This window comes from Micromonospora sp. CNZ286 (genome assembly GCF_014207755.1).
Map to the genome: position 1 here is coordinate 2,456,323 of NZ_JACHIZ010000001.1, position 19,448 is coordinate 2,475,770.

13 protein-coding genes are annotated in these 19,448 nt (G+C 74.1%); 10 read left to right on the forward strand and 3 right to left on the reverse strand.

Going from position 1 to position 19,448, the window contains the following annotated elements; genetic code table 11:
* The first annotated feature begins 3 nt into the window (after positions 1-3).
* From FHX31_RS11070 to FHX31_RS11085, 4 genes are all read left to right on the forward strand, one after another.
* Positions 4-3,291 (forward strand): right-handed parallel beta-helix repeat-containing protein, encoded by a 3,288-nt coding sequence (locus FHX31_RS11070; RefSeq protein ID WP_486481664.1) that lies wholly within the window; start codon positions 4-6, stop codon positions 3,289-3,291.
* A gap of 50 nt (positions 3,292-3,341) precedes the next feature.
* Positions 3,342-3,641, forward strand: a complete 300-nt coding sequence (locus FHX31_RS11075; RefSeq protein ID WP_369752305.1) for a YbaB/EbfC family nucleoid-associated protein — start codon at positions 3,342-3,344, stop codon at positions 3,639-3,641.
* 119 nt (positions 3,642-3,760) lie between these two features.
* Positions 3,761-4,396, forward strand: coding sequence for a helix-turn-helix transcriptional regulator (locus FHX31_RS11080; RefSeq protein WP_174361720.1), 636 nt, complete (start codon positions 3,761-3,763; stop codon positions 4,394-4,396).
* A 1-nt stretch (position 4,397) separates the two neighbouring features.
* Positions 4,398-6,878 carry a hypothetical protein gene (locus FHX31_RS11085; RefSeq protein ID WP_013476344.1) on the forward strand — a complete coding sequence of 827 codons (2,481 nt, stop codon included), beginning with the start codon at positions 4,398-4,400 and terminating at the stop codon, positions 6,876-6,878.
* A gap of 28 nt (positions 6,879-6,906) precedes the next feature.
* Here FHX31_RS11085 and FHX31_RS11090 read toward each other — a convergent pair whose 3' ends face one another.
* The 3 genes from FHX31_RS11090 to FHX31_RS11100 all read right to left on the reverse strand — a co-directional run bounded on the left by FHX31_RS11090 (position 6,907) and on the right by FHX31_RS11100 (position 12,621).
* Complete coding sequence (locus FHX31_RS11090; RefSeq protein ID WP_184975990.1) at positions 6,907-8,958, reverse strand: BREX system ATP-binding domain-containing protein; 2,052 nt, start codon at positions 8,956-8,958, stop codon at positions 6,907-6,909.
* A complete protein-coding gene (locus tag FHX31_RS11095) occupies positions 8,955-11,147 on the reverse strand; it encodes a BTAD domain-containing putative transcriptional regulator (RefSeq protein WP_184975993.1) in 2,193 nt (730 codons plus the stop codon). The genes FHX31_RS11090 and FHX31_RS11095 overlap by 4 nt, the downstream gene beginning before the upstream one ends.
* A gap of 289 nt (positions 11,148-11,436) precedes the next feature.
* Positions 11,437-12,621: a cellulose binding domain-containing protein gene (locus FHX31_RS11100; protein ID WP_184975996.1), complete on the reverse strand. Its 1,185-nt coding sequence runs from the start codon at positions 12,619-12,621 to the stop codon at positions 11,437-11,439.
* A 295-nt stretch (positions 12,622-12,916) separates the two neighbouring features.
* Here FHX31_RS11100 and FHX31_RS11105 point away from each other — a divergent pair, with 295 nt between their 5' ends.
* The 6 genes from FHX31_RS11105 to FHX31_RS11130 all read left to right on the forward strand — a co-directional run bounded on the left by FHX31_RS11105 (position 12,917) and on the right by FHX31_RS11130 (position 19,447).
* On the forward strand, positions 12,917-13,261 hold the full coding sequence (locus tag FHX31_RS11105) for a hypothetical protein (RefSeq protein ID WP_013286972.1): 345 nt from the start codon (positions 12,917-12,919) through the stop codon (positions 13,259-13,261).
* A gap of 64 nt (positions 13,262-13,325) precedes the next feature.
* Positions 13,326-14,045 carry a hypothetical protein gene (locus FHX31_RS11110; protein ID WP_184975999.1) on the forward strand — a complete coding sequence of 240 codons (720 nt, stop codon included), beginning with the start codon at positions 13,326-13,328 and terminating at the stop codon, positions 14,043-14,045.
* A gap of 321 nt (positions 14,046-14,366) precedes the next feature.
* Positions 14,367-15,662 (forward strand): ABC transporter substrate-binding protein, encoded by a 1,296-nt coding sequence (locus FHX31_RS11115; RefSeq protein ID WP_184976002.1) that lies wholly within the window; start codon positions 14,367-14,369, stop codon positions 15,660-15,662.
* Positions 15,663-15,689: 27 nt separating this feature from the next.
* Complete coding sequence (locus tag FHX31_RS11120) at positions 15,690-16,607, forward strand: carbohydrate ABC transporter permease (RefSeq protein WP_030268306.1); 918 nt, start codon at positions 15,690-15,692, stop codon at positions 16,605-16,607.
* A 3-nt stretch (positions 16,608-16,610) separates the two neighbouring features.
* The gene (locus FHX31_RS11125; protein WP_030268308.1) at positions 16,611-17,528 is read left to right on the forward strand and encodes a carbohydrate ABC transporter permease; all 918 of its coding nucleotides are present in this window, start codon (positions 16,611-16,613) and stop codon (positions 17,526-17,528) included.
* On the forward strand, positions 17,525-19,447 hold the full coding sequence (locus FHX31_RS11130) for a glycoside hydrolase family 127 protein (protein WP_486481665.1): 1,923 nt from the start codon (positions 17,525-17,527) through the stop codon (positions 19,445-19,447). Before FHX31_RS11125 ends, FHX31_RS11130 begins: the two co-directional genes overlap by 4 nt.
* The last annotated feature ends 1 nt before the right edge of the window (position 19,448 follow it).

Here is a 19,448-nt window from a genome sequence, read left to right on the forward strand (position 1 = left end):
GCGGTGAGTCGGCAGGTTCTTGTGGTGGGCGACCGGAAGCCGGGCTCGTACCCGACGATCGGCTCCGCGCTGTCCCGGGCCGAGCCCGGCGCCACTATCGACGTCCACCCCGGCCGGTACGTCGAGAAGCTCGTGGTCGGTGACCGGGTGACGATCAGCGCGGCCCGGCCCGGCACCGTCGAGGTGCACGTGGAGGAGGGCAGCGTCCTCGTCGTCCGCGGTGAGGGCGCCCAGCTGCGCGGCATCACGCTCAGCAGCGCCGACACGACGCTGGCGGCGGTAGACGTGTACGCGGGCGAGGTGGCGCTCGACGACTGCCGGGTCAGCGGCGCCTCCTGGGTGACGCTGCTGGCCCGGATGCAGGGCACCGTCGCGCTGCGTGGCTGCGACGTGACCAGCTCGGCGGGCGCGGGCGTGGTGGTGATGTCGGCCGGGTCGAGCACGATCGAGGACACCGACGTCCACGACGTCGCCACGAGCAGCGTCGTGGTGGGGGAGCAGAGCGCCCTGACGCTGCGCCGCTGCCGCCTGCGCACGGCCGGCGCGAACAGCGTGTGTGCCGGCGGCGACGCCCGGCTCACGATCGAGCAGTGCGAGATCACCGGGGCCGGCAAGCCCGCCCTGGTGGTCGAGCAGCGCGCCTGGGCGCGCATCCGCGGCCTGGCCGTCACCGGCAGCGGCAACGTGGACGTCTTCGTGCGCGGCGAAGGCGACGTGCAGATCAGCGACTCGACGTTCACCGGCGCCGCGGTGCAGTCGGCGCACATCGCCGAGGGCGCGTCGCCGTCGTTCCGCAACTGCACGTTCGGCGGTGCCGGGCACACCGCCGTGCAGGTGCTCGGCGGCGGCCGCCCGACCTTCACCGACTGCACGGTCCAGGACGCGCCGGTCGGGGTCGCCGTCACCGGCGGCTCGCCCCGCTTCCTCGGGCTGACCGTGCGGGGCACGCGCGACAACGTCGCCGTGCTCACCGGTGAGTCGGCTGTCGTGCTCCAGCGGCTGCGCGCCGAGATCACCACGGGCGGCGGGGTGCTGGTCCAGGACGGCGCCTCGCTGGAGGGCACCGACCTGGTGGTGGACGCGGGCGAGGCGACAGCGCTCGCGCTGACCGGCCCCGCGCGGGGCGTCGTGCACGAGGCCCGCCTCACCGGAACCGGCGTGGCCTGCGTCCGGGTGGGCGCCGGCGCCGACCTGACGCTGCGCGCGTCCCTGCTGCGGGGTGCGGGCGTGCTGGCCGAGGGGACGCTCCAGCTCGGCGACAGCGAGATCGTCGGCGCGGCCCGCGACGGCCTGCGGGTCACCGGGTCGGCGACCGTCACGCAGACCCGGGTGCGCGACGCCCGGGCCGACGGGATCGTCTTCGAGGCGGGCTCCCGCGGGTCGGTGAGCGACGGGGAGGTGCTGGGCAGCGGCGGGGCCGGCATCGGCGTGGACACCGTGGAGCCGGTGGCGCTGACCCGGTGCGTGGTGCGTGACAGCGGCGGCGAGGACGTCCGCCGCGGGCCCGGCGCCACGGTGACGACCGAGGCGCTGACCGTGGGCCGCCCGCAGGCCACCCCGGCGCCCGCCGGTCCGCCGTCCGCCGCGCCGGCCCCGGTGGCCGGCGACGAGGGTACGGCGGCGGAGAGCGGCGCGGACGAGCTGAGCGAGCCGCTTCGCGAGTTGAACGGGCTGATCGGTCTGCGCGGGGTGAAGCAGGAGGTCACCGCGCTGATCAACCTGATCAAGATGTCGCAGGTCCGGCTCCAGATGGGCCTGCCGATGCCGCCGATGAGCCGGCACCTGGTCTTCGCCGGGCCGCCCGGCACCGGTAAGACCACAGTGGCCCGCCTGTACGGCTCGGTGCTCAAGGAGCTGGGCATCCTGTCCAAGGGCCACATGGTCGAGGCGGCCCGGGCTGACCTGGTGGGCCAGTACATCGGCTCCACCGCGATCAAGACCACCGAGCTGGTCACCAAGGCGCTCGGCGGCGTGCTCTTCATCGACGAGGCGTACACGCTGTCCAGCGGCTCGGGCGGCTCCGGGCCGGACTTCGGCCAGGAGGCCATCGACGCCCTGATGAAGATGATGGAGGACCACCGCGACGAGCTGGTGGTGATCGTCGCGGGCTACTCCGAGCTGATGGAGCAGTTCCTCGCCTCCAACCCCGGTATGGCGTCCCGCTTCACCCGCACCGTCGAGTTCCCCAACTACTCCGTCGAGGAACTGGTCACCATCACCTCGAACCTGGTCAGCAAGCACTACTACGAGCTGACCGACGACGCGGTGGACGCGCTCACCGCGTACTTCACCCGGGTGCCGAAGAACGCGACGTTCGGCAACGGCCGGGTGGCCCGCAAGCTGTTCGAGGCGCTGATCAACAACCAGGCGTCGCGCCTGGCGACCACGCCGCCCACGAAGGACAGCGAACTCAACCGGCTCACCGCCGCCGACGTCGAACCCGAGCTGGCGCTGCTGGAGGACCTGCCGGTCGAGCAGGGCGAGCAGCCCGACGCGGCGACCGACCCGACCGGCGCGATCAACGCGGCCCGCAGCTGGAAGCGGATCTGCGGCCTGGTCGGCGGGCAGCGCGTCAAGGAGGCGGCCGGGCAGACGCTGTTGCAGCTCTGCGAGGGACGCAACCGCCGGCGCGGCCCCGGCCGCACCGGCAACGTGCTGCTCGGCGGCCGGGCCGGGAGCGGCCGCAGCGAGTACGCCCGGCTGTACGCGGCATGCCTGTCGGAGCTGGGCCTGGTGCCGGTCGGCCAGCTGGTGCGGGTGAGCACGAGCCGGGAGCTGGCGCCGCAGTGGCCCGGCCAGGCCGGGAGCCTGGTGGACGCGGTCCTCGACGACACCGCCGGCGGCGTGCTCCAGCTCGACTACGTCGACGACTCCTCCGGCGTCGCGCCGGAGATCGCCGAGGCGCTCGTGAGCCGGATGCGTTCCCGGCTCGGCGATCCGGTGGTGGTGCTGACCGGCGAGGAGGCGGCCTTGGCGAGCCTGCGGACCGCGGTGCCGGCGGTGAACGAGGTGTTCGGCCAGCAGTGGTCGGTGCCCGAGTTCAGCACCGACGAGCTGGCCACCGTCGTGCTGCGGCACCTGGTGCGGCGGGGCCATGAGGTGCCCGACGACGTCCGGGCCGCGCTGACGCAGATGGCCGGCCGGCTGCCCGAGCGCACAGTCCACGCCGCCCACCAGTTCTCGCTCGCGCTGACCCGGCGCACCGGCTCCCGTACCCTCGCGCTCGCCGACCTGGCCGCGCCCGGCCCGGCGGCCGGCGAGCGGCTCGGCGGCCTGGCCGCCGTCGGCTGACCACCCGCCCACACACAGAAAGGCCCGGCATGCAGCCCGAGTCCACGCCGATCCCACCCTCGTTCCAGGAGTTCATGGAGAACGCGCAGCGCCTGGAGGACCAGATGCGCAACGCGCAGTCGGAGCTGGAGCGGGCGATCGTCACCGGCCGCTCCCAGGACGCCACTGTGGTGGTCATGGCCAGCGGCCTGGGCAAGGTCCAGGCCGTCCGGGTCGACCCACGGGTGTACGAGCAGCGTGACGCAGCGTCGTTGCAGACGGCGATCATGGAGGCGATCCAGGCCGCCGCCGCGAACGCCGGGAAGCTCGCGACGGAGAAGATGGGCCCCGTCGAAATCAATCTTCACTGACTGAAAAAAGTCTGACCAGCGGTTATAGGCAGATCTTCACGGCTCGACGCCATCAGGAAAGAGAGTGTGGAGATTTCTTGAAGGACTCTCCATGAGACTGTCAGCCCCTACTGACAGTGATGGAGATGGCTGTGGAGCAAGTTGCCGTCTTTGTGCACGCGCCCGACCCGCTGACCCACACCGGCCTGACCGCCCACCTCCGGTCGCGCTCCGACATCACGCTGCTGGAGAGCGCGGACCGGACGCGGGCGCAGGTGCTCGTCGTCGCCGCGGAGCGGCTCACCACCGACGTGATCGCCATGCTGCGCCTCGCGGCGACCGAGATCGGCGCCCCGGTCGTCCTGATCACGACCGAGGTGAGCGAGCAGGAGCTGCTGACCGCTGTGGAGTGCCGGGTGGTGGCGGTCCTGCCGCGCGTGGCGGTCACCGCCGAACGCCTCGTGCACAGCGTCCGGGCGGCCGCCTCCGGCGGCGGCGTGCTGCCCCCGAACCTGGTGGGTGAGCTGCTCAAGCACATCGAACGGCTCCAGCGCGACGTGCTCAACCCCAACGGGCTCAACGCCTCCGGCCTGACCGCGCGCGAGATCGACGTGCTGCGGCTGATGGCCGAGGGCTTCGACACCAACGAGATCGCCGACGAGCTGCGCTATTCCGAACGCACTGTGAAGAACGTCATCTACGGCCTCAACCACCGGCTGAAGCTGCGCAACCGCTCGCACGCGGTGGCCTACGCCCTGCGCTCCGGCATGATCTGAGGTGATCACGCGCCACACCGTCGGCAACGCCCTGGTGCTGCACGCCAGCGAGCGGATCAGCACGGAGGCCCGTACGGTCGCGCTGTCGGTGGACCGGGATCCCGACAACGACATCGTGATCCTGGACCTGCAACACGAACTGCCGTTCGACATCTGGGACACGGTCGCGACCGAGCTGCGCCGGCAACGCCTGCGCCGGGGCATCCGGCTGGTGGTCTGCGGCGCCCGCCCGGAGACCGGGGCGCTCGCCGGCCAGTGGCTCTCCGACCGGCTGGGCCGGCCGGTGATCGCCCCGTTCGGACGGATGATCCCGGGTGCGGCGGGACTGCTGTTCGTGCACGCCACCGACCTCGGCGGGTGGGTCTGCTACCGGCGCGGCCACACGCCGGTCTGGCAGTCGAAGCGCTATCCCGTACCGGCCTGGGACGGCGCCGCCGTCGACCACCTGACGATCAGCTCGACCTGTGCCGCCGAGCCGCTGCCCGGCGGTGTCTGGCTCCGGGAGAGCCGCGACGAGGCCGCAGTCGCCGTGCACGGAAGCCACCTCACCTCGACGATGCCGTGCCTGCCGGACGCCATGCCGGTCCTGGTGGGCTGCCCCGGGACGGCGCCGCTGCGCCTGGACGACATCGCCCGGTTCTGGCGCGGCCTGGCGCCGGAGGGGCGCGAGCACGCCCGCTTCGTCCAGTACGGCCCGGTCGCGCTGCCCGACGGCGAGCAGTTCGGGCAGGCGCTGGCCGACCTGCTGCGCAGCCCGGTGCGCGTCTTCACCGGCGTGCCCAGCGGCCGGCCCGACGGCCCGGCCATGTTCACAGTCGACGCCGACGGGCGGCCCGGCTGGCAGGTCTTCGCCGAGGAGCTGGCCTACCGGCCCCGGGAGACGCTGGGGGCGAAGGCGGTGACGCCGCGCATCCTGCGACACCGCGCGCCGCCGGAACTCGGCGAGCCGGTCGGTCCGCGCGTCTACCAGTACGCCCACGACGCGGTGGTCGAGGTGATCCCGTCCGGCCTCTGGCTGCGCGCCCCGGAGCCGCCCCGCCACGCCGACCGGATCCGCGCGGTCCCGATGGACCCGAACCGCGTCCGGCTGGTCGTGGACGACCCGGCGCCGGCCGCTGCCGACCGCCACCGGGAACTGGCCGGTGACCTGGCCGCGCGGCTGGACCCGGCGACCCGCAGGCGCGCGGCGGTGCAGCCGTCCTCGCTCGTGGCGCCGGGACGCCCGGGGCTCTCGGCGCGCGGGATCGAGGCCGGGACGTACCGGCACACGACGGGTCACGCCGCCGACCTGCTCCCCGCGCCGTCGGTGCCGGCGCCCGTCCCGGAGCCGGTGCCCGTCGCCGTGGCCGGCCCGCCCGCGCCGTCGGCCAGCGAGGTGGCCGTGGCTGTTCCCGCAGTCGCCGGTCCCGCCGCCCTGCCGGAAACGACCCTGCCGGACGGCTCCGGGCTTCCCGGCCCGGGGGCAGAAGCGACCGGGCCTCACGGTGCCGGGCCGGACGCGGCGGGGCTTCCCGGGGCCGGGCTGAGCGTTGTCGGGTCGGAGGCGGCCGGGCTTCCCGGGGCCGGGCCGGGCGTCGCCGGGCTCGACGGCATCGGGCCGGACGCGAACGGACCGGAGGCGGCGGCGCCCGACGTGGCCGGGCCGGTGCTCGACGGCGGCGCGGGCTGGGCGACCAGCCCGACGATGACGCTGCCGGTGCACCGCCCCGCACCGGCGCCCGTCCGCTTCCAGCGCACCCCCGGCGACGACGCGCGGGGCGTACGCCCCGGCCCCGACCTGGACGAGGAGCGGACCTGGTTCCGGCGCGCGTTCCGCCGCGAGATCGCCGCGGTCTCCGCCGACGTGGCGGACGTGCTCGCCGCGCATCCGGCGCTCGCCGGCGGCGCCGACGCGGTGGAGTACGCGACAGCCGTCCGCCTCTACCTCTCGGCCGCGGGCGACGGCCTCGACCAGGCGCTGCGGTCCGCCGAGCCGGGCGGACACGTGCCGTTCGCCAGGTGCGTGTCAGCGGGCGTACGCCGGCTGCCCGTGCACCGCGGCGTCGCGTACGCAGGCGCCGGGCTGACCACGGCGGACCTGCGCCGGATCGCGCAGCGGCGGGTGCTCACCGACTGGGGGTTCACCAACGCCCTCGCCGAGCCGCCCGCCGACCTGCCGGGCACGGTCGAGGTGCTGATCTGGTCGGCGACCGCGCGGCGCACGGCGGCGTTCGAGACCGGCGACGGCGTGCCCGCCCGGGTGCTGTTCCTCCCCGGTACGGCGTTCACGGTGCTCCAGGTGCAGGAGCCCGAGGCCGGTGCACCCGCCCGGCTGCTGTTGCGGGAACTGGCGGTGGAGGAGCCGCCCGTGGACGGGCGGGTACGCTTCGACGCCCTCGCCCTGGCCGCCCTGCGCCAGCACCTCGTGCGCCGCACCGGCCCGGGTACGCCGGTCCCGGCGGCCGCCGCACGCCGGTTCACGGGCGTTCCCGGGCTGCGCTGAGGCGCTGTACCGGCCGAGCGCCGAGGCGCTACCGGTCGAGACCGTCGAGGAGGGCGGCGAGCGTCGCCCGTTGCGCCGGCGGCAGCCGGTGGCTCGCCAGGGCGCGGCGTACCAGCTCGCGGGCCGCCTCCGGGGCCTGCCGGGACAGCTCGGCGTCGTGCGCGACCAGCCAGCCCACCAGCCACTCGTCCACTTCGGGCGGCCCGGCGAGCAGGTGGTCGGCGACCCGGGTGACGGGGCCGCCGTTGTCCGCGAGCGCCTGCGCCGCGTGCCGGTGCAGCGTCGGCCGTAGCGCGGCGGGGATGCTGCCGGCGAGGGCCCGCCGCAGCACCGGTTGCCGGAACGCCAGCTCGCTGCCCGCGTCCACGAGGACGTCGGCGGCGACCGCCTCCTCCAGGTCGGCCATCAGGTCGAACGGGGTCCGCCCGGTGACCGCCGCGACCTCCGTGACGGCGAACTCGTCGCCGAGCAGGGCGGCGTAGCGCAGCGCCTCCCGGGCGCCGGGGGAGAGGTGGTCGAGGCTGGCCCGCACGGTGTCCAGAAGCGAGCGCGGCATGTCGTCGGCCCGCGCGTCGACCTCGGCGAGCCCGTCGACCACCCGTACGCCGTCCTCCGCCACGAGGCCGGTGACCAGTTCCCGGGCATACAGCGGGTTGCCGGCGGCCAGCGGCGCCAGCGACCGCAGCGTGGCGCCGGGCGGCACGCCGACGGTCCGGCTGAAGATCTGCTCGATGTCCGACGGGGGCAGGGGAGTGAGCCGGATCAGGTGCCCGGCGCGGGTGCTCACGCCGCGCCGCAGCCGGGCCAGGTCGCGGCGGCCGGGCTCGGGCCGGGCGGTCGCGACGAGCAGCAGCGGCAGCCACCGGGTCAGCGCGGCCAGCCGCTCCCAGGCGAGCAGGCTCACCTCGTCGGCCCACTGGAGATGGTCGACGGCCAGGACCAGCGGGCCCTCGGCGGTCAGCCGGCGGACGTGGTCGAGCACCCGGTCGACAGCCGCCGCCGGGTCGTCGTGCGGCGCGTCCTCCAGGCGCAGCGCCCGGCGCATCACGTGCAGAGGGATGCGGCTGCTGAGTTCCTCGGCGCTGCCGCGCGCGACCCGGTGGCCCCGCGCACGCGCCTCGTGCAGCGCCGCGTCGAGCAGCGCGGACTTGCCGATGCCCGGCTCACCCTCGATCCACACGATCGCGCTGCGGCCCTCGCCCACCGCGTCCAGCAGGTCGCGCAGCAGCGCCAGCTCGGCGTCGCGTCCGACCAGCCGGCCCCGCCGCGGTACGGGCGGCGCGGCCACCGCTGCCGGCACCTCCGCTACCGGCGTCACCGGTACGGCCGGAGGGGCCGCCGCCGGCTCGGCGAGGATCCGGCTCTGCAACTCGCGCAGCGCCGGGCCGGGCTCGACCCCGAGTTCGTCCACCAGCACCCGGCGCGCCGCGTGGAAGACGTCGAGCGCCTCGGTGCCCCGGCCGGCCCGGTGCAGCGCACACATCAGCAGCTCGTGGAACGGCTCGTGCAGCGGGTGGTCGCGGACCAGTGCGGTCAGGTCGGCGATGAGCGCGTCGTCGCCGCCGCCCGTCAGGACCAGCCGGGCCCGCCGCTCGGCCGCGGCGATCCGCATCTCGGTCAGGCGGTGCCGGTCGAGGTCGGCGAAGAGTCCGGTGACGTTCGCGTACGGCTCGCCCTGCCACAGCGCGAGCGCCTCGTCGAGCAGCGCGACGGCCGGTGCGGGCCGCCCGGCCGCGGCCGGTGCCACTGCGGCCTCGCACAGCGCCTCGAACCGGTCGGCGTCCAGCGCGCCCGGGTCGAGGCGCAACGTGTACCCGGCGCGGCCGGAGCGCAGCATCCCCCCGGCCGGGCCCAGGCTGCGCCGCAGGCCGGAGACGTAGGTGTAGATGTTGCCCGCCGCGGCGCTCGGCGCCGAGTCGCCCCACAGCGCCCGGATCAGCTCGGCGCGGGTGACCGGGCGGTTGGCGTTCGCGGCCAGCATCGCGAACAGGGCCCGCCGCCGGGCCGGTCCGAGGTCGATCTCGACCTCGCCGTTCCAGGCGCGTACCGGCCCCAGAACGGTGACGCGCAGTCTCCTCACCGGTGCCCGACGACCGCCGGTCCGACGCTCGGGGACGGCCCGCCCGGGCCGGCGATCCGGCTCATCTCGGCGCGCGTCGCGGCGTCCCCGGTGTGCGCCGACACCCAGCTCGCCTCGGCGCCCGCGGGCAGCCCGCAGCGGTGCAGCACCCGGGCCAGTTCCGCGGTGAGCAGCTCGCGGGACGGCGCGGAGAGGCCGGGCGAGGCAACGGCGTGCCGCAGCACCGCGATCGCGGGCGCGGGGGCGACGGCGCCCAGTTGCGCGGCGTGCGTGGTCAGCCAGTCCTGCACCCAGGCGTCGACCGGCACCGGGCCGGCCAGCAACTGGCCCGCGACCCGGCCGAGGTCGCCACCTGCTTCGGCGAGCCGCTGGGCGAACTGCCTGTGCATCAGCACCCGCAGCGCAGTCGGGATCGCGCCGCGCAGGACCCGGCGCAGGACCGGATGCCGGAACCGCAGGCGACGCCCGTCCTCGACGAGGACCCCGGCGGCCAGCGCCTCCTCCACCGCGGGCACGAGTTCCGGCGCCGACTTGCCGGTGACCGCGGCCAGGTCGGCGACCAGGTAGTTGTTGCCGAGGAACGCGATCGCCCGCAGCAACTGGCGGGTGTCGTCGGCGAGCGGTTGCAGGTGCCGGGAGACCGCGTCGGTCAGCTCGGGTCCGGGCGTGTCGGCGGTCCGGCCGTCGCGGTCGGCGAGGACGAGATGACGAAGGTAGTACGGGTTCCCGGCGGCCGCCGCGACGAACGAGCGGGTGGTGCCGGGGTCCGGGCCGGGCGGACGAAACCAGTCGCGTACGAGCGCGGTCGCGGTGTCGTCGTCGAGCGGACCGAGTTCGACGAGCGTGGTGCCGTCGCGGGGCAGCACCCGGCGCAGGAGCCGCACCTCGTATCCGGCCGGAACCGGGCGGGCGGCCGAGACGAGCAGCAGCGGCAGCCGCGTGGTGAGCTTGTGCAGCGCGTGCCAGACCAGCAGCGACATGTCGTCGGCCCACTGGAGGTCGTCCAGGACCAGCAGCAGCGGCCGTTCGGCGCACCGCGCCACCACGAACCGCTGCACCGTGTCGATCACGGTCATGGTCGGCGGTTCCCCGGCCGTGCAGGCGTGCAGCGAGGCGGGCAGGCCGTCCGCGTCGTTGCCCAGGGAGAGGCACTCCAGCACGATGCTCAACGGCATCCGGTACGCCAGCTCGTCGCCGACGGCCCAGCCGACCTGGACGCCGAGCGGGGCCGCGCCGCTCAGCCCCTCGGCCAGCAGCGCCGACTTCCCGATGCCCGCCTCGCCGCTGATCCAGACGCTGCCGCCGCGTCCGCCGGCCAGGCCGGTGACCGCCGACCGCAGCCGGGCCAGCGCGGCGGAGCGGCCCCGGAAGCCGGGGTGCCGCCGCGGGGCCGGGCCGGGGCCGCGTGCCGGGGTCGCGGTGCCGGCCGACAGTTGTTCGTGGATCTGCCGGACGGCGGCGGCGGGTTCGGTGCCCGACTCCTCGACCAGCCGGTCCCGTAGCGTGGCGTAGAGCGCGAGCGCCTCGGCGGTACGCCCCTGCGCGGCGAGCGCGCGCATCGCCACCGCGTACAGGCTCTCCCTGGCCGGGTGGCGGCCGACGAGCGCGAGCAGGCGGTCGACGACCTCGGCGCCGCGTCCGAGGCCCAGCATCAGCTCGGCCTGCCGTTCCACAGTGGTCAGGTACAGCTCGCCCAGCCGGATCCGGTGGCCGGCGGCCCGTGGTCCCGGTACGCCGACGAGCGCCTCGTCGCCCTGCCACTGCGCGAGCGCGGCGTCCAGGGCGGCCAGTTCCCCCGCCGTGTCCCCGGTGGCGCGGGGCGCGCGGCTGCGTTCGCGGAGCCGCTCGAAGCGGTGCACGTCGACGGCGTCGGCGTCGAGGTGCAGCCGGTAGCTGCCGCCCTCGGAGGTGAGCACCCGGCTGGAGGACCACCTGTCACGGTCCGGTTCGAGCATCCGGCGCAGGGCGGATACGTACGTGTAGAGGTTGCCGGTCGCACTCGCCGGCGGGTGGTCACCCCAGACGGCGGTGATCAGCTCGTCCCGGGACAGGCCCCGCTCCGGGGTGAGCGCCAGCGCGCTGAAGACGGCCCGGCGCTGAGCCGAGCGCAGTGGCAGTTCCCGCCCGGCGTACGTGATCCGGAGATTGCCCAGCAAGCGGATGTCGAAGCCACTGCACTGTGCCGTCATGCCGTCCTCGTGGTGACCGGATACCTGCCTCGGTGACAACCGTTCGGCGGAACCCTAGCCCAACCATCTACCATGTCAACTTCGTGTGGATGGCGGAAAGGCTTACGGCGCAGGGCTCTCCGGTGCACGTCGCGTTCATCTCCGGCTGCCGCCGGTAGCGCTAGCAGGCGGTCTTCCCGAGGGTGGGCCCGAACCGTCCACGACGGACCGGCGGGCGGCCGGGCGTCCGGCGAGACGATACTCACCTCGGGCGGGGCCGGGGTCCGGCGCCGGCCCTGCCCAGGGTGGTTCAGCTACCGGCGCAGGTGGCGGTGGCGCCGCCGCCGGTCCCGGTGCCCTGGAATCCGAAGGTGGTGCTCTGGCCCGCGCTCAGCCGTCCGTTGTAGCTCTGGTTGGCCACGGTGACGGTGCCGCTGGTGCCGCTGGGCACGCCGTTCCACAACGAGCTGATCGCGGCGCCGCCCGGCAGGGTGAGTGTCACGCGCCAGCCGGTCAGCGCGGTGCTCCCGGCGGTCACGGTCACGTTGGCGACGAAGCCACCGTTCCACTGGTCCTGGACGGCGTAGACGGCGGTGCAGGAGGCCCCACCCGGCGGCGGAGTGGTGGGCGGCGGCGTGGTGGGCGGCGGGCCGTCCAGCGTCAGGTTCTTCTGCTGGACGCTCCACTGGCTGCGGCACAGACCGCAGTCCGGGCCGACGAAGTTCGCGCCGGCGCCGACGTCGCCCTTCAGGCGCCACTTGAGGTAGAGCACCGCGACCCGGCCGAACTCGCCGCCGTTGGGCTGGTCGTACGTGCCGCCGTGCCCGACGTTCAGGTTGCCCATGAAGGCGGGCAGCCCGGCCGGCAGCTTGCCCCAGTCGTCCATCGCGTTCGGGTACGCGATGTCGCTCGGCCCGCCGACGAAGTACGCGATCGGCTTGGTCAGTCGCCGCAGCTGGTAGTCGTCGGCGTCGTTGAGCAGGCCGCTGCTGAAGATGCCGGTGGTGGTGACGCGCGGGTCGTTCGAGACCGCGTACGCCTCCAGGCCACCGCAGGAGAACCCGGCCACGGCGATCTTCGTGGTGTCGATCCGGTTGTAGTACCTGCTGCCCGGCCGGGAGTTCTCCGCCACGACCCAGTCGATGGACTGGGTGAGCATCTGGGAGTTCGTGGAGCCGGAGCCGTTCGGTGCGCCGTTGGCGATGGCGAGGAAGCCGTGGGAGGCGATCTCGCGCAGGAAGTTGCCCTGCGACAGGCCGTTGGCCGAGCAGCCGCCGTTGCCCCAGACCAGGACGGGAAGGCGCTCGGACGGGAGCGTCTGGGGCCGGAAGATGGTGTGGTTGGGCAGGCTCGACGAGGTCTCGTAGTCGGCGGGGTAGGGCCCCGAGCCGCCGATCGCGGCACCCGCGGGTGTCGCGCCGAGCGCCACGACCACGGAGGCGAGCGGGACGAGGGCGGCCGCCAGCCCCGCGTAGATCTTCGATCGTCTTCTCATGCGCCCTCCAGGGGACACGTCGTGACGGCGCTCCCTGGATGGTGGTGGTGGCGGTGGGGCGGCCACGTCGGTGTGGCGCCGCCGCGACGCGTCCCCGCGGAGGGACCGGCGGGAGCTTTTGCAGTTACTATCACCGCCGTAACAAAATGTGTCAATACACGTTGGTCGATGCCTGACACCGATTTGGTTGACAACTCAACCTTCCTGCGGCACCGTTGGCATCGATGCGCATCGCTCCTGACGGGGTGGGAAACCGCCGCCCCCTCTTGGCCGCCCACCGTCCCTGGAGGACAGAATGCGCACGTCCACGATGCGAATCGCCGCCGGTCTCGCCGCCGCGGCCCTGACCGTCCCGCTGTTCGCCGCGCCTGCCGCCGCCGAGCCGGCCACGATCCCGAACCCCGACACGGGCCTGGTCTTCTACTCCAGCGATCCGCTCGCCGTGGTCGCCCGGCAGGCCGCGCCGGACGACCTGTGCCGCCCGTTCCCGGCTGACGCCGACTGGCTGCTCGGCTGGAGCGGCGGCTTCCAGAACGTCATCGGCTACCAGTCCGCCGACTGCAGCGGGCACGGGTACGGGCTCGGCCTGTTCCGGGGCTGGACGACGCGCGGCACCTTCGGCTCGTACAAGACGCTCTGACCGACCCCCGCGACGCCGGTCCGCGGTACGCCGAGCGCGGCGTGCCGCGGACCCCTCGCGCCACATGTCTTGCGCGCACATCGCCGACGCGCTGGACAGCGGACGCGACACCGCCGAGATCCTCGCCGGTCTCGGCGCACCGAGCGCGGTGGCGGGCCAGGCGCGGGAGGAACTGGGCCTGCCGGTCCGGGACGGCGCGGAGCGGGCCGCCCGGACGCTGTCAGTGGTCGCGGTGGCCGCCGGTGTGCTGATCGCCGTGTGCGTGAGCTTCCTGCTGCCGTCCGCGGTGCCGGTGGACCCGCTCGGCGCGGACTCCGGCGAACAGGGCGTCGTCCGGCGGTTCGGCCCCGGCATCGCGTTGCTCACGCTGCTGCCGGCGCTCCTCGTGGCCGCGCCGCTCGTGCTGCGGGGCCGGGCCCGCGGCGCGGCACGGTTCGCCGGCGCGGCGGCGCTTGCGCTGTTCGCCTGCGCGTCCGGCGAGATCGGCCTGTACTACGTCCCGCTCGCGCTGGTGGCCGGGGTGGCGGCGCTCGTGCCGTGGGCGATGCGGCCAGGCGCCGGTGGACGGTGGTGGCGCTACCTGACCGGCGGCTTCGTGGCGATGCCCGGCGTGCTCGTGACCGTTGCGACCGTCGGTGGCTCGGTCGGCATCGGCTGGGCGGGTGCGGCGCTGTGGATCGCCGGACCCCTCGTGGTCGGCGCGCTGTGCGCGTACGGGATCCGGGCGGGGTACGCGGTGACCGCCCTGGCCGGCGTACGCCGCGTCGCTCGCCGCCCACGGTGACCCGCCGCAACGCCCGGCCCGTCGCCGCGACCCGCGCCGGCCCCCCGGAGCCTGACCGGGGCCGTGATCGTCGGCGGCGCCGGGCGCGGGTGAGCTGACCCGGTGGCCGGCCGGGGGTGCCGGTGCGGCGAGGCGCTCCACGCCGCCCTCCGGATCGAGGTATTGACACTTGCCTAAGTGGACGCCGAGAATTCTCCGAAAAGGTTTTCGGAGAATTCTCGGCCCACCTCGCCGGGCTGAGCCCGAGGGCCGGCATCGGCAACCGCTTACCGCTTCAGCCGTGGAGCCGGCTCCGGCTCCCTCAGAGAACGGGAGGCCGACATGACGATCACACCGAGCCGACGCGGACGGCGGTGGCTGGCCGGGCTCACGGCGGCCGTGCTGGTTCTCGGCGCGGCGGCCTGCGGCGACGACGGCGGCGACGACGGGGCACTGGCCCAGGCCGGCCCGAACGGGCTCGACGACGGCAGCAAGCTGACGCTGTGGACCCGGGCGCCGCTCGAGAAGCAGGCGAAGCTGCTGGTCGAGGCGTACAACGCCAGCCACCGGAACAAGGTCGCGCTGACCGTCGTCCCCAACGACGACTACGTCGCGAAGGTGGGCGCGGCGGCCGGCTCCGGCAGCCTGCCGGACCTGTTCGCCGCGGACATCGTGTACGTGCCGAACTGGGTGAGCCAGGGACTGTTCCAGGACCTCGGCGCCAACATCGACGGCCTCGACTTCAAGGACTCGGTCAACAAGGGCCACCTCGCCGCCGGTACGCGTGACGGCCGGAAGCACGTGCTGCCGTTCGTGCTCGACCTGTCGATGCTGTTCTGGAACAAGAAGCTGTTCCGGGAGGCCGGGCTCGACCCGGACCGGGCGCCGGCGACCCTCGCCGAGTACGCCACGGCCGCCAAGGCCGTCCAGGCCATCGGGAGGGACGGTGTCTACGGCACCGCCACCGGCCTCAACTGCGGCGGCTGCCTGGCCTTCACCTGGTTCCCGTCGATCTGGGCGGCGGGCGGCGAGGTGCTCGGCCCGGACGGCACCACCTCCGAACTCGCCGGAGACACCGCGGAGAAGGTCTACCGCACCTGGGCGGACCTGTGGCGCTCCGGCGCGGTCCTGCCGTCCTCGGCGGGGGAGACCGGTCCGACCTGGACCGCGGCCTTCACCGAGGGCAAGGTGGGCCTGATGTTCTATCCGGCGACGCTGCTCTCCTCGACGCCGTTCGACGTCGGGGTGGCCGGCATCCCCGGCCCCGACGGCGGTGCGTCGACATTCGTCGGAGGCGACGGCATCGGCGTGTCGAAGGACTCCCGGAAGTCCGGGCAGGCCTGGAACTTCCTCAACTGGTTGATGTCGGAGCAGGCCCAGGTGGAGGTGCTGGCGAAGAACAAGGACGTGGTGTCGCGCTCCGACCTGGCGGACAACAGGTACGCCGCGCGTGATCCCCGCCTGGTCACCGTCAACGAGGTGGCCGGCAAGGGCGACACCCCGGTCGCCCTGAACTTCCAGCAGGCCTTCAACGCCCCGGGCAGCCCCTGGCTCGCCCTGGTCCGCGGCCAGGTCGTCCAGGGCGGCGGCGACATCCAGAAGCAGAACGACCAGATCACCGCCGTCCTGAAGCAGTAGGCCGCGGCGGGGGAGCGAGGAGCTGCCATGGAGGTCACCGCACCACCGGATCCGCGCCGCGCGACGACCCGCCGCCGCTTCCGTTCCGGACGCCGGCAGGCGCTGCTCGGCTGGCTGTTCGCCGCACCCACAGCGGCCTTCGTCGCAGCGCTGTTCGCCGTTCCCCTGCTGCTGGTGCTCAAGATGGCAGCGTCGAGGTGGCCGCTGCTGGCCGGCGACCAGGGACTGAACGCGCCCGACAACGTCACCCGGGCGGTGAGCCACCGCTTCTTCAGCGACTCGGTCGTCTTCACCGTCAAGTACACGGTGCTCGCGACGGTGCTGCTGATCGCGCTCGGGCTGGGACTGGCACTGCTCGTACAGGAGTCGAGCCGGTGGAACAACCTGCTGCGCGCGTCGTTCCTCGTCCCCGGCGCCCTCGGGCTGGCCTCGGCGTCCCTGCTGTTCTACGTGATCTACTCGCCGTACGCCAGCCCGTTCGCGCCGGTGATGCGCCGGCTGGACGTCACGTTCCTCGGCTCACCGAACGCGGCGCTCCTGTCGACCGTCTTCCTCGTCGTCTGGCGCTACGCCGGCTTCTACATGGTGCTCATGCTCGTCGGCCTCCAGAGCATCCCGGCGGACGTCTTCGAGGCCGCGCGCGCGGACGGCGCGAGCCGCTGGCAGACGTTCCGGCGGGTGACCCTGCCGCTGCTGCGCCCGACGCTGGCGCTGACGACGGTGCTCTGCGTGACCGGTTCCCTCCTCGCGTTCGAACAGTTCTACATCCTCACGAAGGGCGGCCCGGACAACAGCACCGTCACCGTCGTGCAGCTGATCTACATGATCGCGTTCCAGGGCCAGAACGACCTCGGCGTCGCCGCCGCGCTGTCGGTCGTCGTCCTGGTGGCCCTGGTCCTGCTCAACGCGCTGCAACTGCGCGCCTTCCGGCCCGAGGAGCGCTGAACCATGGCCGTCGACTCCCGTTCCGCCCGGACCCCTGTGGACGGAACGCCCCGGCGTCCTGCCCCGGCGCCGGCCGCCGCGCGCAAGCCGGACGGTCTCACCGTCGCCGGCGTGGCGCTGCGCACGCCGTACTGGGTGTTCACCGGAGGGATGGCGCTGATCTTCCTCTTTCCGCTGGTCTGGACGGCTGTCGCGTCGGTGTCCCCGCAAGCCGGGACCGGCCAGACGCAGGGCTGGGGGTTCGGCAACTACGCGACCCTGGCCGGATATCAGGCGGGCGTGGGGCGCTATCTCGCCAACTCGGCGCTGGTGTCGCTCCTGACGGTCGTGCTCACCCTGTCCGTCTCCCTCCTGGGCGGCTACGCGTTCGCACGGTTCCGCTTCCCCGGGCGCAACGCGCTGTTCCTGCTCACCCTCGCCATCCTGATGGTGCCGTACGCGACCCTGCTAATCCCGCTCTACGTCCTGCTCAACCGGGTCGGGTTGCAGAACTCGCTCGTCGGCGTCGCCCTGGTGCTCACCATGTTCCAGCTCCCGTTCTCCACGTTCCTGATGCGGATCTCCTTCGAGGCGGTGCCGCGTGAACTCGACGAGGCGGCGATGGTCGACGGGTGCTCGTCGTTCGGCGCGCTGCGCCGGGTGCTCATCCCGGCCGTCAAGCCCGGCCTGATCACCGTCGGACTGTTCGCGTTCCTCGCCTCGTGGAACGACTTCATGGCGCCGCTGATCCTCATCAACGACTCCGAGCGGATGACCCTGCCGCTCGCGGTGGCCAACCTTCGCGGCCAGACCCAGGGCGTCGTCGACTACGGCGCGACCGAAGCGGGTGTCGTCGTGCTCGCCCTGCCGTGCGTCGTGCTGTTCCTGCTGCTCCAACGACACTACGTGCGCGGCTTCATGTCCGGCGCGGTGAAGGGATGACCATGGCTCGTAGCGTGCCCGCCGCCGCACCCGTCCTGCCGACGCGCGGCCGGTTCCGGCCGCTCGGGCTCGGTGAGGTACGCATCACCGGCGGATTCTGGGCGGACCGGCAGTCCGTCAACGCGGACGCGAGCCTGGGGCACATCGGGCACTGGCTGGAGCGGGAGGGCTGGATCCGCAACTTCGACCTGGTCGCCTCCGGCGGGCCGGCCGGCGGGCGCCGGGGGCGCGAGTTCTCCGACTCGGAGGTCTACAAGTACCTCGAGGCGATGGCGTGGGAGATCGGGCGCAGCGGCGACCCGCGGCTGGAGTCGGTCTTCGGCCGCGTCGTCAGCCGGGTGGCGCGGGCGCAGGACGGCGACGGCTACCTCAACACGCGGTTCGGGCACCGGGGGCAACCACCGCGCTGGTCCGACCTCGGGCACGGGCACGAGCTCTACTGCGCCGGCCACCTGCTCCAGGCGGCCGTCGCCCGGGCCCGGACCCGTCCGCACGCCGACGACGGACTGGTGGCGGTCGCCCGGTGGGTCGCCGACAACATCTGCGACACGTTCGGGCCGGACGGGCTCGACGGGCTGTGCGGGCACCCGGAGATCGAGACCGCGCTCGTCGAGTTCGCCCGCACGACCGGCGACGACCGCTACCTGGCTCAGGCGGCGCTCTTCCTCGACCGGCGCGGCCACGGCCGGCTGGGGGACGTGGAGTGGGGACGCGAGTACTTCCAGGACGAGACGCCGGTACGCGAGGCGACGGTGCTACGGGGACACGCGGTCCGCGCGAACTACCTGGCCTGCGGGGCGGTCGACGTCGCCGTCGAGCGGGACGACCCGGGGCTGATGAAGGCGGTACGCCACCAGTGGCGTACCGCTGTGGCCCGGCGGACCTACCTCACCGGCGGGCAGGGTTCCCGGCACCAGGACGAGGCGTTCGGCGCCGACTGGGTGCTGCCGCCCGACCGCGCCTACTCCGAGACGTGCGCGGCGGTGGGCTCGGTGATGCTGGCGTGGCGGCTGCTGCTCGCCTCCGGCGACCCCGGCTGTGCCGATCTCATCGAGCGGACCCTGTTCAACGTGGTCGCGGCGTCCCCGGCGGCCGACGGCCGGGCGTTCTTCTACACCAACACGCTGCACCGCCGGGAACTCGGCACCCGTCCCGACGACGACCGGCCGAGCATCCGCGCCGAGGCGGCCCAGCGGGCGCCCTGGTTCGAGGTGTCGTGCTGCCCGACGAACGTCGCGCGCACCCTGGCCGGCCTCGGCGCGTACGTGGCGACCACCGACGACGAGGGCCTCCAGATCCACCAGTACGTGCCGGCGACCGTCGCCCACCGCACCCCGGACGGGGGCGAGCGGCACCTGACGGTCACCACGGGCTATCCGGACGACGGCATCATCCGGGTACGGATCGACAGCGACGACGAGCGGCCCTGGACCCTGTCGTTGCGGGTGCCGGACTGGGCGGGGCGGGGTGCGACGCTGACCGTCGGCGGCCGGACCCGCACCGCGCATCCGGGCTACGTCACCGAGCGCCGGACGTGGCGGAGCGGGGACGAGGTCGTGCTGAGCCTGCCGGTGCAGCCCCGGTTCACGTACCCGGACCCCCGCATCGACGCGGTCCGTGGATGCGTGGCGGTGGAACGCGGGCCGCTGGTGCTCGCGGTCGAGTCGGTGGACGTGCCGCCGGGCGCGGACCTGCAAGGGCTGCACGTCGACACGACCCGGCCGCCCCGGAGCGCCGGCCACCGGGTGTCGGTGCGCTGCCGGCGGCTCGACTGGCCCGACCACGACTGGCCCTACGGTGGTACGGCCGCACCGCCGGCCGAGGCGGTGACGGAACCGGTCGAGGTCCCGCTCGTGGCGTACCACTCCTGGGCCAACCGGGGGCCGTCCACCATGCGGGTCTGGCTGCCGGCCGGCTGAC